This window comes from Pseudomonadota bacterium, from assembly GCA_039028935.1.
GTDB lineage: Bacteria > Pseudomonadota > Gammaproteobacteria > Steroidobacterales > SZUA-146 > SZUA-146.
The window spans coordinates 123785-139157 of the sequence record JBCCHD010000003.1; the positions used below are offsets into that span (position 1 = coordinate 123785).

A 15373-nucleotide genomic window follows, 5' to 3' on the forward strand; every position below is an offset into this window, starting at 1 on the left:
AGTGTCTACAATTCGAACTTCAATACGTCGGTTATGGAATAGATAATGAACACCCATTCGCTTCCTGATATCCACGCTTGTGAAATCGTATCGCACTCGGGTCTGCGCCTGAGGGTACTGAATCTTGGAGCTACCTTGCAGTCAGTCGAGGTGCCGACGCACGCCGGTGTTCTAAGCGCAATACTCCAACATGAGCGGATCGACAACTATCATACGGACACTGTCTTTCTGGGTAATACGATTGGACGCTATACCAACCGCATTAAGGCCGCGAATTTTGCGTTGGATGGGAAAGCGGTCTTGCTGGATGCCAATGAAAACCCGGCAGGCAATTGCCTACATGGCGGTGACTGGGGGTTTCATCGGCGTTATTGGTCGCTTGAGCGTGCGCCTGATGGTCAATCCATCACCTGTTTTTATCGGTCGGCGCACGGTGAATGTGGTTTTCCCGGAAATCTCGATGTGACGGTCACGTATCGACTCATCGGGGAGTATGGTTTTGGCATCGAATTTGAAGCTCATACCGATCGCGATACGGTGGTGAGCTTAACTAATCACGCTTATTTCAATCTTGATTTAATCCCAACAACTATCGATACGCATTCGCTCGCTGTGTATGCAGGCGCCTATACGCCCACTGATAAACACCTTATTCCAACCGGGTCGATCTGCGATGTGTCGCACACCCGATTCGATCTGCGTGAGCAGTCCTCGCTCGATCGTGCGGAAAATGCTGGTGTGTTCGATCACAACTTTGTGTTACCAAACGTTGGCGGGCGATTGCAGCGGGCGGCGGAACTGCGCGGCGCGGACGGTATCGGCATGGTGTTTTACACAACCCAACCAGGTCTGCAGGTCTATACCGGGGAGTATCTGACAGAGCCGTTTGTGCCGCGTCAGGGCCTTTGCCTTGAGAGTCAGTGTTTTCCTGATTCCCCAAATCAGGCTGACTTTCCCAGCGCCGTGGTGCGTGCCGGTGATACCTACCGGGCGAACAACGTCTACGAATTTTCGGTCGGAACCCTTTAACGCCGTAGCGATCCAAAGACAGGCGCGCCAGAAACTACTGCCGATTTTAGGCCAGTCTGCGCATCGAGGGTGTCGCACGCGCGTTCATACAGGGGGCAATATGGATAAGATTAAGTGGACGGCGTTGCTGCTAGTGCTGCTAAGCGCGGGTTTGTTGATTTTACAACAGAGCAAAGTTGGCGATTCGGGGCAGATTGCATCGGATAATGTGCTGGTGACGACGTATCTTGAGGCGGATCAACGTTGGCGCGACAGGCTTGAGGAAATCAGCGCCGGGCCGGGCACCTATGAAGAAAAGGATCCTCAGCTGGAAGTGGTGCGACAACAACGGCCGGATGCAGAGCCGGCTGTGTCCGCTGCGATACGCTTAACACAGTCCGATGCGTCGCTTGACGACAAGACGCGCGCTGCCGATTTTTTAATCTATCGTGCGCAAGGTGCGGAACATCGCGATGAGGCGATTCTCAAAGGCATGAAGGCCATGGCCAAGCTCGACGCCGATTATTCGGAATGGCAAAAGGCGCTGCTTCTTGCCGATATCTACATGCCTCCGGGATTCAACACAACACTGGATGCGTTCTTCGAAGAATTCGACACGTACGTGTCACAGCCTAACGCACGCGCCGCGGCTCGCTATCATGCCGCTATGCGACGCATGATGCTCGCCAATCGAGGCGACGAAGCGGTGGAGGTTCGCGCGGCGCATCGTGCGCGGGCGCTCGAGCTGGCGCAGGGATTGAGTGTGGGGGTAGAGAACGACACATTAATGAGGCGACAGCCCCCTGATCAAAAGGGTGAGCGTCAGCCTTATCCGACCTTTTCGGTTGCGGAGAAAGAGTTACTGTTTTTGTTGAACGCGGTGACGCTGGGTCAGCCTCTACCTAACGTCGAACAACCCGCGATCGAGGGTCACACAGATTCACTGGCCGCGTACCGAGGCCGCACGGTGCTGCTGGATTTTTGGGCGACCTGGTGTTCGCCGTGCATCGACGCGTTGCCAACCCTCGACACGTTAAAAGCCGAACTTCCCGATGAGAAGTTTGAAATTATCTCCATCAATACAGACGCAGAGTTGGAAACGCTGAGCCGTTTTCTAAACGAACGGCCAATGCCATGGGTACATTGGTATGTGGGCGAATACTCCCCTTGGTTGCAGCAGTGGTCGATCCGCGGCTTCCCCACGTATATGCTCGTTGACGGTGAGGGTGTGTTGGTGGCCAAGCAGCATGGGATTAATGACGAGTTTCTGACGCTGGTGCGCGATACAGCCTGCCGCGGTACGTCCGGAGTATGTTGAACGAAGATGTTCAATTGCTTACACACCGATCTGTGTTGACGTGTCGAGGGTCGTTGCGTGGAGAGGTGATTGACGCGGGGATAGGGTAATATGCGCGGCCTATGAGTGCACAGTTTTTATCCATCACGAATGTGATCGTCATTGGGACCTGCATCATTTCCTTTGCGTTGATGAACAATCAAGAAGGAAAGGCGGCCTTAATTTTCCATCCGGTCACCATTCGGCAGAATAATCAATGGTACCGTTTCTTAACGTCCGGCTTAATCCATGGCGATGTTTGGCATCTGCTGATCAATATGTTTGTTCTTTGGTCGTTCGGAAACGCGGTCGAACGCTTGTACTACCCCTATTTTCTCGGCGAAAACAGCGGATTGTTGTTCCTCATCTTGTACTTTGGCGGTGTCATTGTGGCGTCGGTGCCGAGCTATCTTCGTCATGCCAATGATGCGCGATATGCGGCGCTAGGGGCGTCAGGAGGCGTATCGGCGGTAGTCTTTGCCATTATTTTGTTTGCCCCTTGGGATAACTTGTATTTGTATGGCGTAATTGCGATACCGCAGATTCTTGCGGGTGGGGCCTATCTGTATTATTCGTGGTACCAAGATAAGAACGGCCATGACAACATCGGGCATATGGCTCATTTCACTGGAGCGATATGGGGTTTCGCCTTCACGGTTTTGATGAATACGCAGTTGTTTGGTCGTTTCGTCGGCCTGACGCTACAGGGACCTGACTGGGGATAGTGCTGATCGGCCTTCCGCACGGATAGAGCCCTCGGCGATCTGAACACCTCCGCTGCCAAGGTCAGTCGCGTTCTGGTCGCGGAACATCGCGCGGCCGGTTGAGCGTCGATGAATGAACTCGATACGCTCATCATTTACTTTTACGGAACCATCACCATGAGCATATTTAATCGAAGAGGAGTCATTTGCGGAGCGATGTTGGCGATTTGCGGGCCAGGCGTTGTTCAAGCCGAGGTCGTGACCTCATCCGACACGCATTACGTACTCAAACACGAAGGGAAATCGACGCTTGAACCTCAAGCACTTTGGCGCAAGCTCATTAAACCCGCCACCTGGTGGCACCCGGATCATACGTATTCGGGTGACGCGACCAACCTCTCGCTCGCCGCTATCGCTGGCGGGGAATGGCGGGAGGATTGGGCCGGTGGCTCTGTCTTACATGGGAAAGTGGTCTTGGCGTTACGCCATAAGACGCTTCGGCTTGAAGCGCCTTTTGGCCCATTGCAGGAACTCGGTGCTTACGTTATTTGGACCATCACCCTGACGCCGAATGATGGTGGCTCCAACGTGGTGTTCGAGGAACGGGCAGTCGCGCCGATGGGCTCGGCGCTCGATTCGTTGGCACCGGTTGTGGATGGTGTTAAGGCCGAGGCGATGAGCCGACTGGTCAACGAGTAGCTCATAGTCAAACGGTTGGGCTCCTTCTTTCGAAGGAGCCGTTTCCGCCCTCATGTGATGGTTTGCTTACACACTTTCGGTTGCATGTTGATACTGAATCGGGTCGTTTGATCCCACGTCGAATCATGCCGCGATTCACGCTTAATCCGGCTAATACTCCGCCGCGCGAACAAGACCCACAATGCCTTATGCACGCCTAAGCGCTAACTAACATGCGCGTAATCCGAGAGAGGATTGCGTTGAATCTTAGGGGAATTCATGCGCGTATTTTCTCGGGGTCTTACACGTTGTGTCGCCATCCTCGCGACACGGAATGCCATATCAGATCAATCGATATGGCCGAAACACTGGGTTAAAAGTTCACCGTAAACGCCAGCGACACAACCGGGTAGTGCTCGTAGTCACTGATGGCGTCCTCTAGCTCTTGACGCTCAACGTCAAGCTCGTTTTGAAAGGTGGGGTCCGTGGCGATCGGCCCTGTCGCGTTCACAACCACATTGGCGTCGCCTTGAAATAGCACACCCGCGTCCAGACTAATGCCCACTGTGTCCGCGACCCGAAAATCAAGACCGACGCCGGCGTAGGGCGCCACACTGTCAAACTTGCTACGCGCCTCAAGGCGGCCCAGATCGGCGGCTTGATAAGTCGTGCTACCGATAACGAATGAATCACCATCACGGCTATTTAAGACCACTTCATTGCCGTTGGAGAAGACACCTGCCGTAACGCGAAATGGGCTGAGCGGCATGCGTAGATTAGCGGTTACAAAGCCGGTGCTCAGGTCGAGCTCACCATCATAGGCAATGCCGGCTTCGTCGCGACTGTCTTCATAGGAAAAGGCGTTGTAGCCTGCGCGTAGATCGAGATAGGGAACGGGCCGCCAGGTCGCTTCGAGCCCCAGGCCTAAGGTGCCGGCTTTGACGCCGAACCATAGGTCATCGTCGGCGGCGGCGTGTGCACCGACGCCCAGAGTGAGGGCGGCGGCGAGTAGAATCTTCTGCATGTTGGAACTCCGATTGGCGTGGATCATGCGTTGAGTGTACAAATCCTGTCGCCCGAAAATGTCGACTCCATCTCACTTTCCATCACGCAGTGTGACGTAGAACCATGTCCATTACGTGCAGCCATAAAGACTCAGTGTTGTGCGCAACCATTAAGTCAAGCCAATGCCTAGGCGGGCAGTAGTGTTGCCATTGGGAACCACGCGCCGAGAGCGTGATAAGATGTAGAGGATGACGTAGGGGGAAGCGATATGCCTGAGATAATTCCACTCGGCTGGTTTCATACGATTGTGGGTATTGCAGCGTTGCTCAGCGGCGCCGCCACACTCATCCGTTATAAAGAAATCGGTGTGCACACGCGCACCGGTCAATTTTACTTGCTCGCCACATTGATCACGGCTGCAACGGCACTGGCGATTTTTCAGCACGGCTTTTTTACGCCAGCTCATGGTTTAGCGGTGCTGACGCTGATCGCGTTGGCTGTGGGGACGGTTGCCGCCGTATTCAAGCCGATCGGCGGCTGGTCACGCTATCTGCAAGCCTTGGCGTTTTCGGGCACGCTGCTGTTTCACTGTATTCCCGCGATCACGGATGCCTTGCTCCGCTTACCGGTGGGTGATCCGATTCTCGATTCAATCGAGAGCCCCGTGCTTAAGATGGCCTATCTTGGGTTGCTCGTCTTGTTCTTGATTGGGATTGCCTTTCAGTTTCGCTGGATCGCTCGAAATAACAAAGAAACGAGCGACGTAGCAGCCACAGTCGCGACGGGATAATGGGTATGACAGACCCATCACTCGAGGCGCTGGAGCATATGCTAAGTGCCTGGAATGAGCAGGATGGCACCAAGCTGCGGGGACACCTTGAACGAGCGCTTACCGACGATGTGCACTTTGTCGATCCATCGATCGATCTCCACGGCATCGACGCATTTGAGCAAAACGTTCGGTCGGTACATGCGCGACTACCGGGCGCGCGGTATCTACGCACCAGTCGTGTGGATGCTCAGCATAACTGGTGTCGTTATCATTGGGCGATTGAGCACAACGGTGTGACCGTTATTGAGGGGTTTGACACAACCGAATTGCGCGACGGGCGCGTAAGTCGGGTGGTGGGATTTTTCGGTCCACTGCGTATTGAGCGTTCTTCCAATTCGTAACCAACTGAAAAAACTAAAGATTCGAATAACCGTCTAAGCGTGCGACGACCATTCGTCGGTGACAACGTTGTCAGGGGTGCGCTATTCTTTGACGGAATACGAACCTGACCGTACTGCGAAAACAATAATGAGAAGACACATGCTGGCGGTGTGCCTGCTGGGATTCGCCACGAGCGCCTGGGCCACCGATAACGACGGCGATGGTGTGCCCGACGCCATCGATAATTGTCTTTACGTAGCGAATCCCGATCAGCGCGATACCGATGCTGATTGGATCGGCAACGCGTGCGATGCCGATATCGATAACAATTGCGTGGTCAATTTTCTCGATCAAGCGGCGTATGCCGCGAACTTCTTTCAGTCAGGGGATTTGCCTACCGACAATAACGGGGACGGTGTCACCAACTTTCTCGATTTCATCGTGTTGCGTGATCAGTTTTTTGCGAGCCCCGGACCCAGCGCGCTATTCGGCGCGTGCAATTTCTCCAGCGAACTCGATGCGACGGCGACATCGGACTCTGAATTACAGCCGTCGGGGTTGGCGATCGACAATAATATGGCGACTCGCTGGGAGTCCGTGCACGGTGTCGATCCGGTGGTGCTGACTCTGGATCTTGGGCTCAGCTATGCACTAAGCCATGTCGATATTCACTGGGAAGCGGCCAATGCAGGCAGCTATTTGATTGAAGCGTCGAATGACGGCCAAACTTGGACGGCATTGTCCGCTCAATTTGGCGGTCAGTTCGGTGACCGCACCGATACGGTGACGCTGAGCGGCTCGTGGCGTTATGTGCGGATGAACGGACAGACACGCAGTCCGGGTAATGTCTACGGTTATTCGATTTGGGAAATGGATGTGTATGGTGATGTTGATAGCGGCTTTACTGTCGATGTCGACGCCGACAACGATGGCGTAGTAGACGCGCTGGATGCGTGTCCCAATACGCCTCCCGGGGTAACTGTGGATGCTCAGGGCTGCCAAATCGTCGTGCCGATGGTCGAAGTGAGCGTCGACAATGCCATTTTGGTAGGCGGTGCCGGTTCAAGCCGACCCGGGTTTGCGTTGTATGTCTTTGATGACGATGTGGGCAGTTCAGGCAGCACGTGCAATGAGGCGTGCGCGGTCACATGGCCGCCCTTGCTGCTCGAAGACGGCATCCCCAATGGCGCCGCGGGATTGTCGTTTATTACGCGAGACGACGGCACTTCACAAATAACACATCAGGGACGACCGCTTTACTTTTACGCCAATGATTTGATCTCAACAGATAGGAACGGCCAGGGCGTGGCAGGCGTATGGTGGTTGGTCGATTACACGACGGCGTATGATCCGCTATTTGATGCGTTCACCCCGCTTGAACCGGCGTTGCAGGACGATACGCCATCGGCGCTGATTACACGTTTTTCTGACCGGGCTCGGGATCGCCATGCGCGGGAAGATCAGTTTCAAGCCTACGATCATTACCTTTCGTTTTACTGGGAACACCGTACGGCGGCGGTTGAAATAATCGATCCCATCGGCAAAGGCGGTAACACCATTACTTTTAACGTGACCACACAGTGGCCGTTGAGTCCCATCGAAGCGGAGCTTCGCTTTTTCTACCGCGGTTTAAACACGGTGGCGGAATACCACAACAACGGTGTGATGAGCCTTGTGAGTCCAAACCAATACACGCGATCAGTGAGTTGGAATAACAAGACCAACGCGCCGCTTCAGGTTGGCGATCGACTGGAGTTTGAGCTCAGTCAGTTTTTGCAAGGGGTTCCAAACGGCCGCAACAATTACTACGGCACTGCGTTTCTCTACATTGTGGGGCAGGGGCTGGTGCCATGGGAGGCGCGCGGCGAATTTGGCAACCCGGCAACCGAACGTGAAGACTCCTACCCGATACCGCTCGTCGGCTGGTCAGGCGGTGACGGCACAGTGTCGTATCAATATTCGAACGAACCCGACAACTACTTTTTGCAGATGCCGACCAATTTGTCAGACGTCAACGGTCAAGTATTTGTCGAAGGCCGTCGTGTCCATCACACCGACTTTGGCGATGGTACGCACAATGAGGCTCCAGATAACGCAGCCTTCCCGGCGCTGGCCGGTGCGCTGGGCAATCACTATGTCAATCGTTCGTGCGTGTCGTGTCACACACGCAATGGACGAGCGCTGCCACCGGATACTGGCGTCGCATTATCGCAGTACGTTGTGTCGGTGAGCGATGAATTTGGGCAGCCGCATCCTGATGTTGGAGCAGTGTTGCAACCGCTATCCACCACACCGGGAACCGAAGGCTCAGTGCAGATTGCGAGCTGGACACAAAGCGATGGATTGCGATCGCCCAATTTTCAGTTTAGCGGCGTGCAGCCACAATACTTCTCCGCGCGCATCGCACCACAGCTTGTTGGGTTGGGCCTACTCGAGGCGATCGATGAAGCGGATTTGGAAGCGCTTGCCGATCCAGATGACACCAATAATGACGGCATTTCAGGCCGCCTGCGGATCGTGAACGATGCCGTCACCGGTCAAGCGCGCGTTGGGCGTTTTGGCTGGAAAGCCTCGCGGGCGAGTGTACGTGATCAAGTCGCGTCGGCGCTCAACACCGACATTGGTGTGCTCACGTCTGTTGAACCTCAGCCGGATTGCGGTGCGGCTCAAACCGACTGCGGTGCGTCAGTCGAGGAACTCAGTGATGACAATCTTGATAAGCTCACGGCATATATCGCGCTGCTTGGCGTTCGCGCGCGCCGTGACTTGGGCGACCCAGAGGCGCTGGCGGGTGAAGCATTGTTTGCATCGGCTCAGTGCAACCGCTGTCATGTCGAGACTTTTGAGACCACGGCTTTTCACCCCCATGCCGAATTGCGCGGCCAGACCATTCACCCGTACACCGACTTGTTGCTTCACGATATGGGTGATGGACTGGCAGATACACTGGTTGAAGACGGCGCGACGCAACGCGAATGGCGAACACCGCCCTTGTGGGGTATTGGTTTAACCGCCGGCGTCAGTGGTGGTGAAGCCTATCTGCATGACGGACGCGCCCGTAGCTTGCATGAGGCCATTCTTTGGCACGGTGGCGAAGCCGAGACCGCACGCGCTGCCTACGAGGCAATGTCTCAGACGGATAAGGACGCCCTGTTGGTGTTCTTGCGTTCGTTGTAATCGGCCGGCGTTGCGCTGACTTGAGTCGCGATGCTGATGTCGGTGGGCGATAGTCGAAGACGTTAGGCGAGCGTAAGGAAGGAGTCGTGATCTTGAGCGTGAAGTTAGCCCTGAAGCTCCGATTTCAAACACGAAATGCGCGAAAAGGCGTGGTTGTTTTTACGGGTTTGAATGAGTGACTAAATCGCGGACTTAGCGTCGGCGAACAAACCAATCAAGTTCATTGCCATGGTGGCGGCTGCTAATGCGGTGATCTGACTCACATCATAGGCGGGTGCAACTTCTACCACGTCGGCACCGACAAGATTAATGCCTCTGAGGCCGCGCAAGATCTGTTGCGCCTCCATTGTCGTCAAACCGCCAATCACGGGCGTGCCGGTACCGGGTGCCATTGACGGGTCAATGCCATCGATGTCAAAGGTGAGGTATACCGGTCGTTTGCCCACTGTTTCGATCACTTTCTGAATGACGACTTCAACACCGACGCGCCGTACGCGCTCGGCACTGATTACATTGAAGCCGTGCGAGTCTTCGTTGTAAGTGCGAATACCGATTTGCGTCGAGTGCTCCGGCGCGATGAGCTGTTCGTTAGCCGCGTGATAGAACATCGTGCCATGGTGCAAAGACTGTTTGTCTTCAGACCAAGTGTCACTGTGCGCATCGAAATGGACCAACGCCAGAGGTTCGCCGATATGTGTTGCCAGCGCTTGCAGTACCGGATAGGAAGCAAAGTGATCGCCACCCAGCATGAGCGTTTTGACGTGCTGTGCATGAATCTTAGCAAACTCTGCACGAATCGCGTCGGGCACCGTATGTGGCTGTCCATGATTAAAATAGACGTCGCCATAATCGATGACCGACAGCCGTGTAAACGGATCGTAATCCCACTCATGCACCCGATCCCAAGCGACCATCGACGACGCCTCACGAATAGCGCGTGGTCCTAAGCGGGCACCGGGGCGGGAACTGGTGGCAAGATCAAATGGAACACCCACGACAGCGACATCTGCGCCATCGAGCGTTTTGGTATAGCGTCGGCGGGCGAAACTTAAGGCACCCGAGTAAGTGGGTTCCTCAACGGTGCCGGAACCCGTCTCACGCGTGAACGCCAAATCCGTTTTCGAGGGATGATCGCTCATGACCGCGCTAACAACACCTCTTTATCAATCTGGTCGTCACACCGCGCCGCGCCGGGCCTCGAGCTGCGTACGAATATCGTTGGCACGATCTTCGGTGAGTGAGTACGACCAGATCGCCCAAATCGCGATGGCCGATGCGGCGGCAGGAATTAACACGTCAAACAAACGCAATAGCAAGAGTGTTTGCTCGGTTTGATCGCCACCCAGGTCTACATCGAATCCGGTCGCATTGAGAAGGAAACCACTGGCACCGAGTGCGGCGGCCATGCCGAGTTTAACGACCCACCAAAATATTGAGCCGTACATGCCCTCTCGGCGTTCTTGTGTTTGGAGTTCGTCGTAATCGACCACGTCTGCAATCATTGACGGCATGAGTGTAAACAAGCCGCCCAGTCCGAAGGCAATAAGCGGTGCTGGCACCAGGATGAGCCAAGGAATCTCGGGGTTATAGCAAAACCACTTGAGTAAGTAGCCGACAATGGAAATACCAGTGGTGACAAAAAACACTTGGCGTTTGCCGTAGCGCGGACCAAATTTAGTGATGGCGGCGATAATGAAAAACGTGGACACGGCGCCGATGGCACCCGCATGGCCCACATACTCAGACCCTGCTTTGGTGTCGCCGCCAAACACATAATAAATAATCACGTAGGACTGAAATGCCGCAATTAGCATAAAGCCGTTAAAGACCAAAAAGGTGGCGACCGCGAGTTTGAGAAAGGGCTTGGACTTCATCGTTGTCATGAACCCTTTGAAAAACTCAGCAATCTTGGTGCCAATTGAGGATTTGGTCGAACTACCATCGCCGCTGTCGACGAAGCGTTCGTGTAAAAACAGAGCCGGCAATACGCCGAGCGACACGACCACAATCGCAATCACAATCGACAATCCGGCTGCCCCATCGACCATGTCGTCAAAATACCGCTCGTTTTGCATGATGAGCAGGAAGTAGGGCGCGATCACATATGGAATTTGGCCAATAAAATTCTGCACGCCCATCAAACGAGTGCGTTCATGGTAGTCGGGTGTGAGTTCGTAACCTAGCGCGACCCACGGCGTGACGAAGATGGTGTAGGCAAGATAAAAGAGCAAAGAGCCGATCAAAAAGTACCAAAAATAGTACGACTCGCTTCTTGCCTCGGGTAGCTGCCATAACAGTGCAAAGACGATGGCCACCAAAACGGCGCCGCAAAAAATATACGGTCTTCGTCGTCCCCACCGCGAACGTGTATTGTCTGAGATATAGCCCATCAGTGGATCGGTTAGCGCGTCGGTCAGTCGGGGCAGCATGCCCAATAGTCCGACCAGTGCTGGATTCATGCCAAGGCCGAGATTGAGCACAATCATCATGCCGCCAATCGACGCGGCGAGCAGATTGTTGACGAACGCCCCGGCGCCGTAGAGAACCTTCTGAATAAACGGGATGCGATCAGCGGGCGCGGTGGTGTGTTCCTGGCTCATGCTTTTTCTCTTGTTAAACCGAGGTTGAATCTGTACGTGCACGCATCGTGTGTCAAATTGACAGCGCTGTCAAATATTGCTAAAACGGCCCAACTCCGCTGCACGCCACACATCTTGTTGCCCGTCCGCGGGCGATTGCTTTGCTGCGCGTCTACGACATGAATGCACATCTTTCCTCAAGTCACTCTCCCCATGACCAACGCATTACTGCGCAGGCGCAAACGCTGCTGGCGCAAATGACGCTCAACGAGAAAATTGGTCAGATGAATCAAGTTCACGCGTGCGATGGATTTGCGCCGGATTATTTAGGCGACGAAGTGCGAGCCGGCGCGATCGGTTCGGTGATAAATGTCGAGGATCCCGCTGCCATCCGTGAATTGCAGCGGTTGGCCGTCGAGGAGAGTCGACTCGGTATTCCACTGCTGGTCGGTCGCGATGTGATTCACGGCTTTCGTACGATTTTGCCTATTCCACTTGGCCAGGCGGCGAGTTGGAATCCGTTGCTGATTGAACGCGGCGCGCAGGTGGCGGCCAGCGAGGCGGCCACGGTGGGGATCAACTGGACGTTTTCACCCATGGTGGATTTGGCGCGCGATCCCCGGTGGGGCAGGATCGCAGAGAGTTTTGGCGAAGATGTCTTTTTGAATCAATGCTGCACGCGCGCGATGGTGGAGGGCTATCAAGGGAATAATTTAACGGATGCCGGATCGATTGCCGCTTGCGTTAAACACTTCGCCGGCTATGGCGCCGTTGAAAGCGGGCGTGATTACGCAACAACTCTGGTGCCTGAACTGGAGTTGCGCAGTGTTTATCTTCCGCCCTTTCAGGCCGGTGTCGACGCGGGTGCCCTGTCAGTGATGACCTCGTTCAGCGATTTGAACGGCGTGCCCGCCACTGGCAACGCGTTTTTATTGCGCAATGTGTTGCGGGAGGAATGGCAGTTCGATGGAATTACCCTCAGCGATTGGGATTCGGTACGACAGTTGACCATTCACGGCGTGGCCGAGAACGAACGAGATGCGGCGCAACAAGCGGTCGTGGCCGGCGTCGACATGGAAATGGAGGGGCGATCCTTTTTGCGGCACCTCGAATCACTTGCCAATGATGGTCAGGTCGAGATCGAGCGCATTGATGAAGCCGTGCTCAATATTCTCTCGGTCAAACTCAAGCTGGGCTTGTTTGAACAACCGTATGCGCGACGGGACGAGCTTCCGCCCGTTCTTGATGGGCACGCGCTCAACGTGGCCCAAGAACTGGCGACACAGAGTGCGGTGCTGCTAAAAAATGATGAGGCACTGTTACCGCTCAATTCGGCCAAGCCGCTGAAAGTGGCCGTGCTCGGGCCGCTTGCGGATGCGCCGTACGAGCAATTGGGCACGTGGATTTTCGACGGAGACGCGAACGACTCGGTCACGCCATTAATGACGCTTCGCGACCGGTCGAATCTTGCGTTAGCCGTTGAGCCGGTGTTCGCCCATTCGCGCGACCGGGATCGGTCGAGGTTTGATGCAGCCGCGGAGTGCGCCGCCTCAAGTGATGTGGCGCTGCTGTTTTTAGGTGAGGAATCGATTCTCTCTGGAGAAGCCCATTGCCGGGCGAATATTGATCTACCTGGTGCGCAGGCGGAACTGGTGGCGCGCCTGCGTCAAACCCAAACACCGCTCGTGGCCGTCGTGATGGCGGGTCGACCGCTGACACTGTCGAACATTCTAGGCAATGTGGATGCACTGCTTTATGCCTGGCATCCCGGCACGATGGCAGGCCCAGCACTGGTCGACTTGCTGTTTGGCGAGGCGGTGCCATCAGGTAAACTCCCGGCCACTCTGCCGCTGATGGTCGGACAGATTCCGATCTACTATAACCAGAAGAACACCGGTAAGCCGCCGTCTCCTGAAACGGTTGTGCACATCGATGACATCGATACGTTTGCGCCCCAGACTTCACTGGGAATGACCGCGTTCCATTTGGATGCGGGTTATCGTCCTTTATTCCCCTTCGGCTTTGGTTTGTCCTATACCACCTTCGACTATTCTGATACTTGGGTCAGTGCTCAGCAGATTGCGGTGGACGACTCGATAACCGTTTCGTCGACGGTCACCAATTCAGGTGGTCGCGAAGCAGAAGAGGTTGTGCAGCTGTATTTGCGCGACAAGGTGGGCACTGTGACGCGGCCGGTGAAAGAGCTTAAAGGGTTTCAACGTGTGCGGCTGCGCCCGGGCGAAGCCTTGGAGGTGTCGTTTGTGATCACGCCCGAGGCGCGTCGGTTTGTGGGGCGCCAGATGGTCGAAGAGCCGGGCGTTGGCGAATTCGCCGTAGCGATTGGCGGGCACTCCGATGTGACGCTTAACACGACTTTCTATGTCCATCCAGGATCCTTCGATTAAGGCGACGCGACCATGATCGTTATTCACAAACGTAAATCTGCGCTGCTGATAGGGCTGCTCTTTGTGCTCACAGCTTGCGAACATGTGCGAGATACTATGACCAATTTTGATCACACTAATCGAATTGCCGGCGAGGTACTGGCGGTTGCCTATTCCGGTTTTCGGGAGGGGCAGCATCCCGATCGGGGCGACGGCGCCGTGAACCCCAGTCGCGAGGAGATTCTTGAGGATCTCAACATTCTCGTTGCTCACAATTTCAATCTTATCCGCTTATACGATGCAGGCGACAACAGTCGAACCACACTGGCACTGATTCGTGAGCACAAGTTGCCGATCAAAGTGCTACTGGGGATGTGGTTGCAAGCCGAAGTCAGTAACCATGAGGGCTGCCCCTGGCTCGATGAGCCGATCCCCGACGAGGTGCTACGCGCCAACACTCAGTTAAATCGCGAAGAAGTCGACCGAGGTATTGCATTGGCCAGGGCATACGCCGATGAGGTGGTGGCGGTGAATGTGGGTAATGAAGCATTGGTCAGCTGGAATGACCATATGGTGAGTGTTGAGTCGGTGATCGACTACGTCAACGATGTAAAAGCTGCCATCGAGCAACCCGTAACCGTGGCGGAAAACTACGTTTGGTGGGCAGAATCGGGCGCCGAACTGGCCCAGCACGTCGATTTTTTGGGTGTGCACACGTATCCGGTGTGGGAAGAACGCGACATCGAACAAGGCTTGAGCTACACGCTGGAGAACATGGCCTGGGTGCGCCAAGCGATCCCGGACACGCCGATCGCGATTCTCGAGGCGGGATGGGCGACGACCGCCAGCGAATTCGGTCCACGTGCATCTGAGGCCAAGCAGGTTCGCTATTTCAACGAGTTGTATGAATGGGCGGCGCGCGAGCACATAACGGTGTTCTTCTTCGAGGCATTTGACGAGCCGTGGAAAGGGAATCCGGCCGACCCACTCGGCGCGGAAAAGCATTGGGGGCTGTTCAAGGTGGATCGAACACCCAAGCAAGTCATCCACGGCGAGCACTGGCGCCGGGTGGCTCCGTGAGGCGTCGCCTCAAGAAGGTTATGTCAATTATCAGATCGGTAAACGCCTTACCGGTGTGTGGTCAGCCGGTTAAATTTCACACAAAAACGACTTTTTATCTGTAAGGCTTAGGCTGACGCCGTGCGCGTGCTCGGTTGGCCGTGACCACAGCATCAAAATCCGCTTGACAACGTTGTCCGCCATTTTTGACAACGTTGTCACCTTTTGCTTAGTATTGATCGACCGGCGTCGCTTGCTCGGGTGCACCCCTCGCCGCAGATCGATAAATC

Annotated in this window: 12 protein-coding genes; 9 read left to right on the forward strand and 3 right to left on the reverse strand. The window is 55.1% G+C overall.

Annotation, left to right across the window (positions count from 1 at the left end; translation table 11 throughout):
* Positions 1-45 precede the first annotated feature (45 nt).
* The 4 genes from AAF465_02770 to AAF465_02785 all read left to right on the forward strand — a co-directional run bounded on the left by AAF465_02770 (position 46) and on the right by AAF465_02785 (position 3747).
* Positions 46-1029: an aldose epimerase family protein gene (locus AAF465_02770; GenBank protein MEM7081630.1), complete on the forward strand. Its 984-nt coding sequence runs from the start codon at positions 46-48 to the stop codon at positions 1027-1029.
* 100 nt (positions 1030-1129) lie between these two features.
* Complete coding sequence (locus tag AAF465_02775; GenBank protein MEM7081631.1) at positions 1130-2326, forward strand: TlpA disulfide reductase family protein; 1197 nt, start codon at positions 1130-1132, stop codon at positions 2324-2326.
* A 101-nt stretch (positions 2327-2427) separates the two neighbouring features.
* Positions 2428-3069 (forward strand): rhomboid family intramembrane serine protease, encoded by a 642-nt coding sequence (locus tag AAF465_02780; protein MEM7081632.1) that lies wholly within the window; start codon positions 2428-2430, stop codon positions 3067-3069.
* A 108-nt stretch (positions 3070-3177) separates the two neighbouring features.
* The gene (locus tag AAF465_02785) at positions 3178-3747 is read left to right on the forward strand and encodes a hypothetical protein (protein MEM7081633.1); all 570 of its coding nucleotides are present in this window, start codon (positions 3178-3180) and stop codon (positions 3745-3747) included.
* Between the two features lie 352 nt (positions 3748-4099).
* Here AAF465_02785 and AAF465_02790 read toward each other — a convergent pair whose 3' ends face one another.
* Entirely contained in the window at positions 4100-4750 is a 651-nt protein-coding gene (locus tag AAF465_02790) for a hypothetical protein (GenBank protein MEM7081634.1), read from the reverse strand.
* 249 nt (positions 4751-4999) lie between these two features.
* On the opposite strand from AAF465_02790, the gene AAF465_02795 reads away from it, so the two are divergent.
* The 3 genes from AAF465_02795 (at position 5000) to AAF465_02805 (ending at position 9061) form a co-directional block, all read left to right on the forward strand.
* Complete coding sequence (locus AAF465_02795) at positions 5000-5521, forward strand: hypothetical protein (protein MEM7081635.1); 522 nt, start codon at positions 5000-5002, stop codon at positions 5519-5521.
* Positions 5522-5526: 5 nt separating this feature from the next.
* Entirely contained in the window at positions 5527-5904 is a 378-nt protein-coding gene (locus AAF465_02800; GenBank protein MEM7081636.1) for a nuclear transport factor 2 family protein, read from the forward strand.
* Between the two features lie 139 nt (positions 5905-6043).
* Positions 6044-9061 (forward strand): di-heme oxidoredictase family protein, encoded by a 3018-nt coding sequence (locus AAF465_02805; GenBank protein MEM7081637.1) that lies wholly within the window; start codon positions 6044-6046, stop codon positions 9059-9061.
* Positions 9062-9240: 179 nt separating this feature from the next.
* On the opposite strand, the gene speB is transcribed toward AAF465_02805, so the two are convergent.
* The gene (speB, locus tag AAF465_02810) at positions 9241-10200 is read right to left on the reverse strand and encodes an agmatinase (protein ID MEM7081638.1); all 960 of its coding nucleotides are present in this window, start codon (positions 10198-10200) and stop codon (positions 9241-9243) included.
* A 36-nt stretch (positions 10201-10236) separates the two neighbouring features.
* A complete protein-coding gene (locus AAF465_02815) occupies positions 10237-11661 on the reverse strand; it encodes an MFS transporter (GenBank protein ID MEM7081639.1) in 1425 nt (474 codons plus the stop codon).
* Positions 11662-11819: 158 nt separating this feature from the next.
* Here AAF465_02815 and AAF465_02820 point away from each other — a divergent pair, with 158 nt between their 5' ends.
* Positions 11820-14045: a glycoside hydrolase family 3 N-terminal domain-containing protein gene (locus tag AAF465_02820; protein ID MEM7081640.1), complete on the forward strand. Its 2226-nt coding sequence runs from the start codon at positions 11820-11822 to the stop codon at positions 14043-14045.
* 96 nt (positions 14046-14141) lie between these two features.
* Positions 14142-15104 (forward strand): glycosyl hydrolase, encoded by a 963-nt coding sequence (locus tag AAF465_02825; GenBank protein MEM7081641.1) that lies wholly within the window; start codon positions 14142-14144, stop codon positions 15102-15104.
* Positions 15105-15373: the final 269 nt, after the last annotated feature.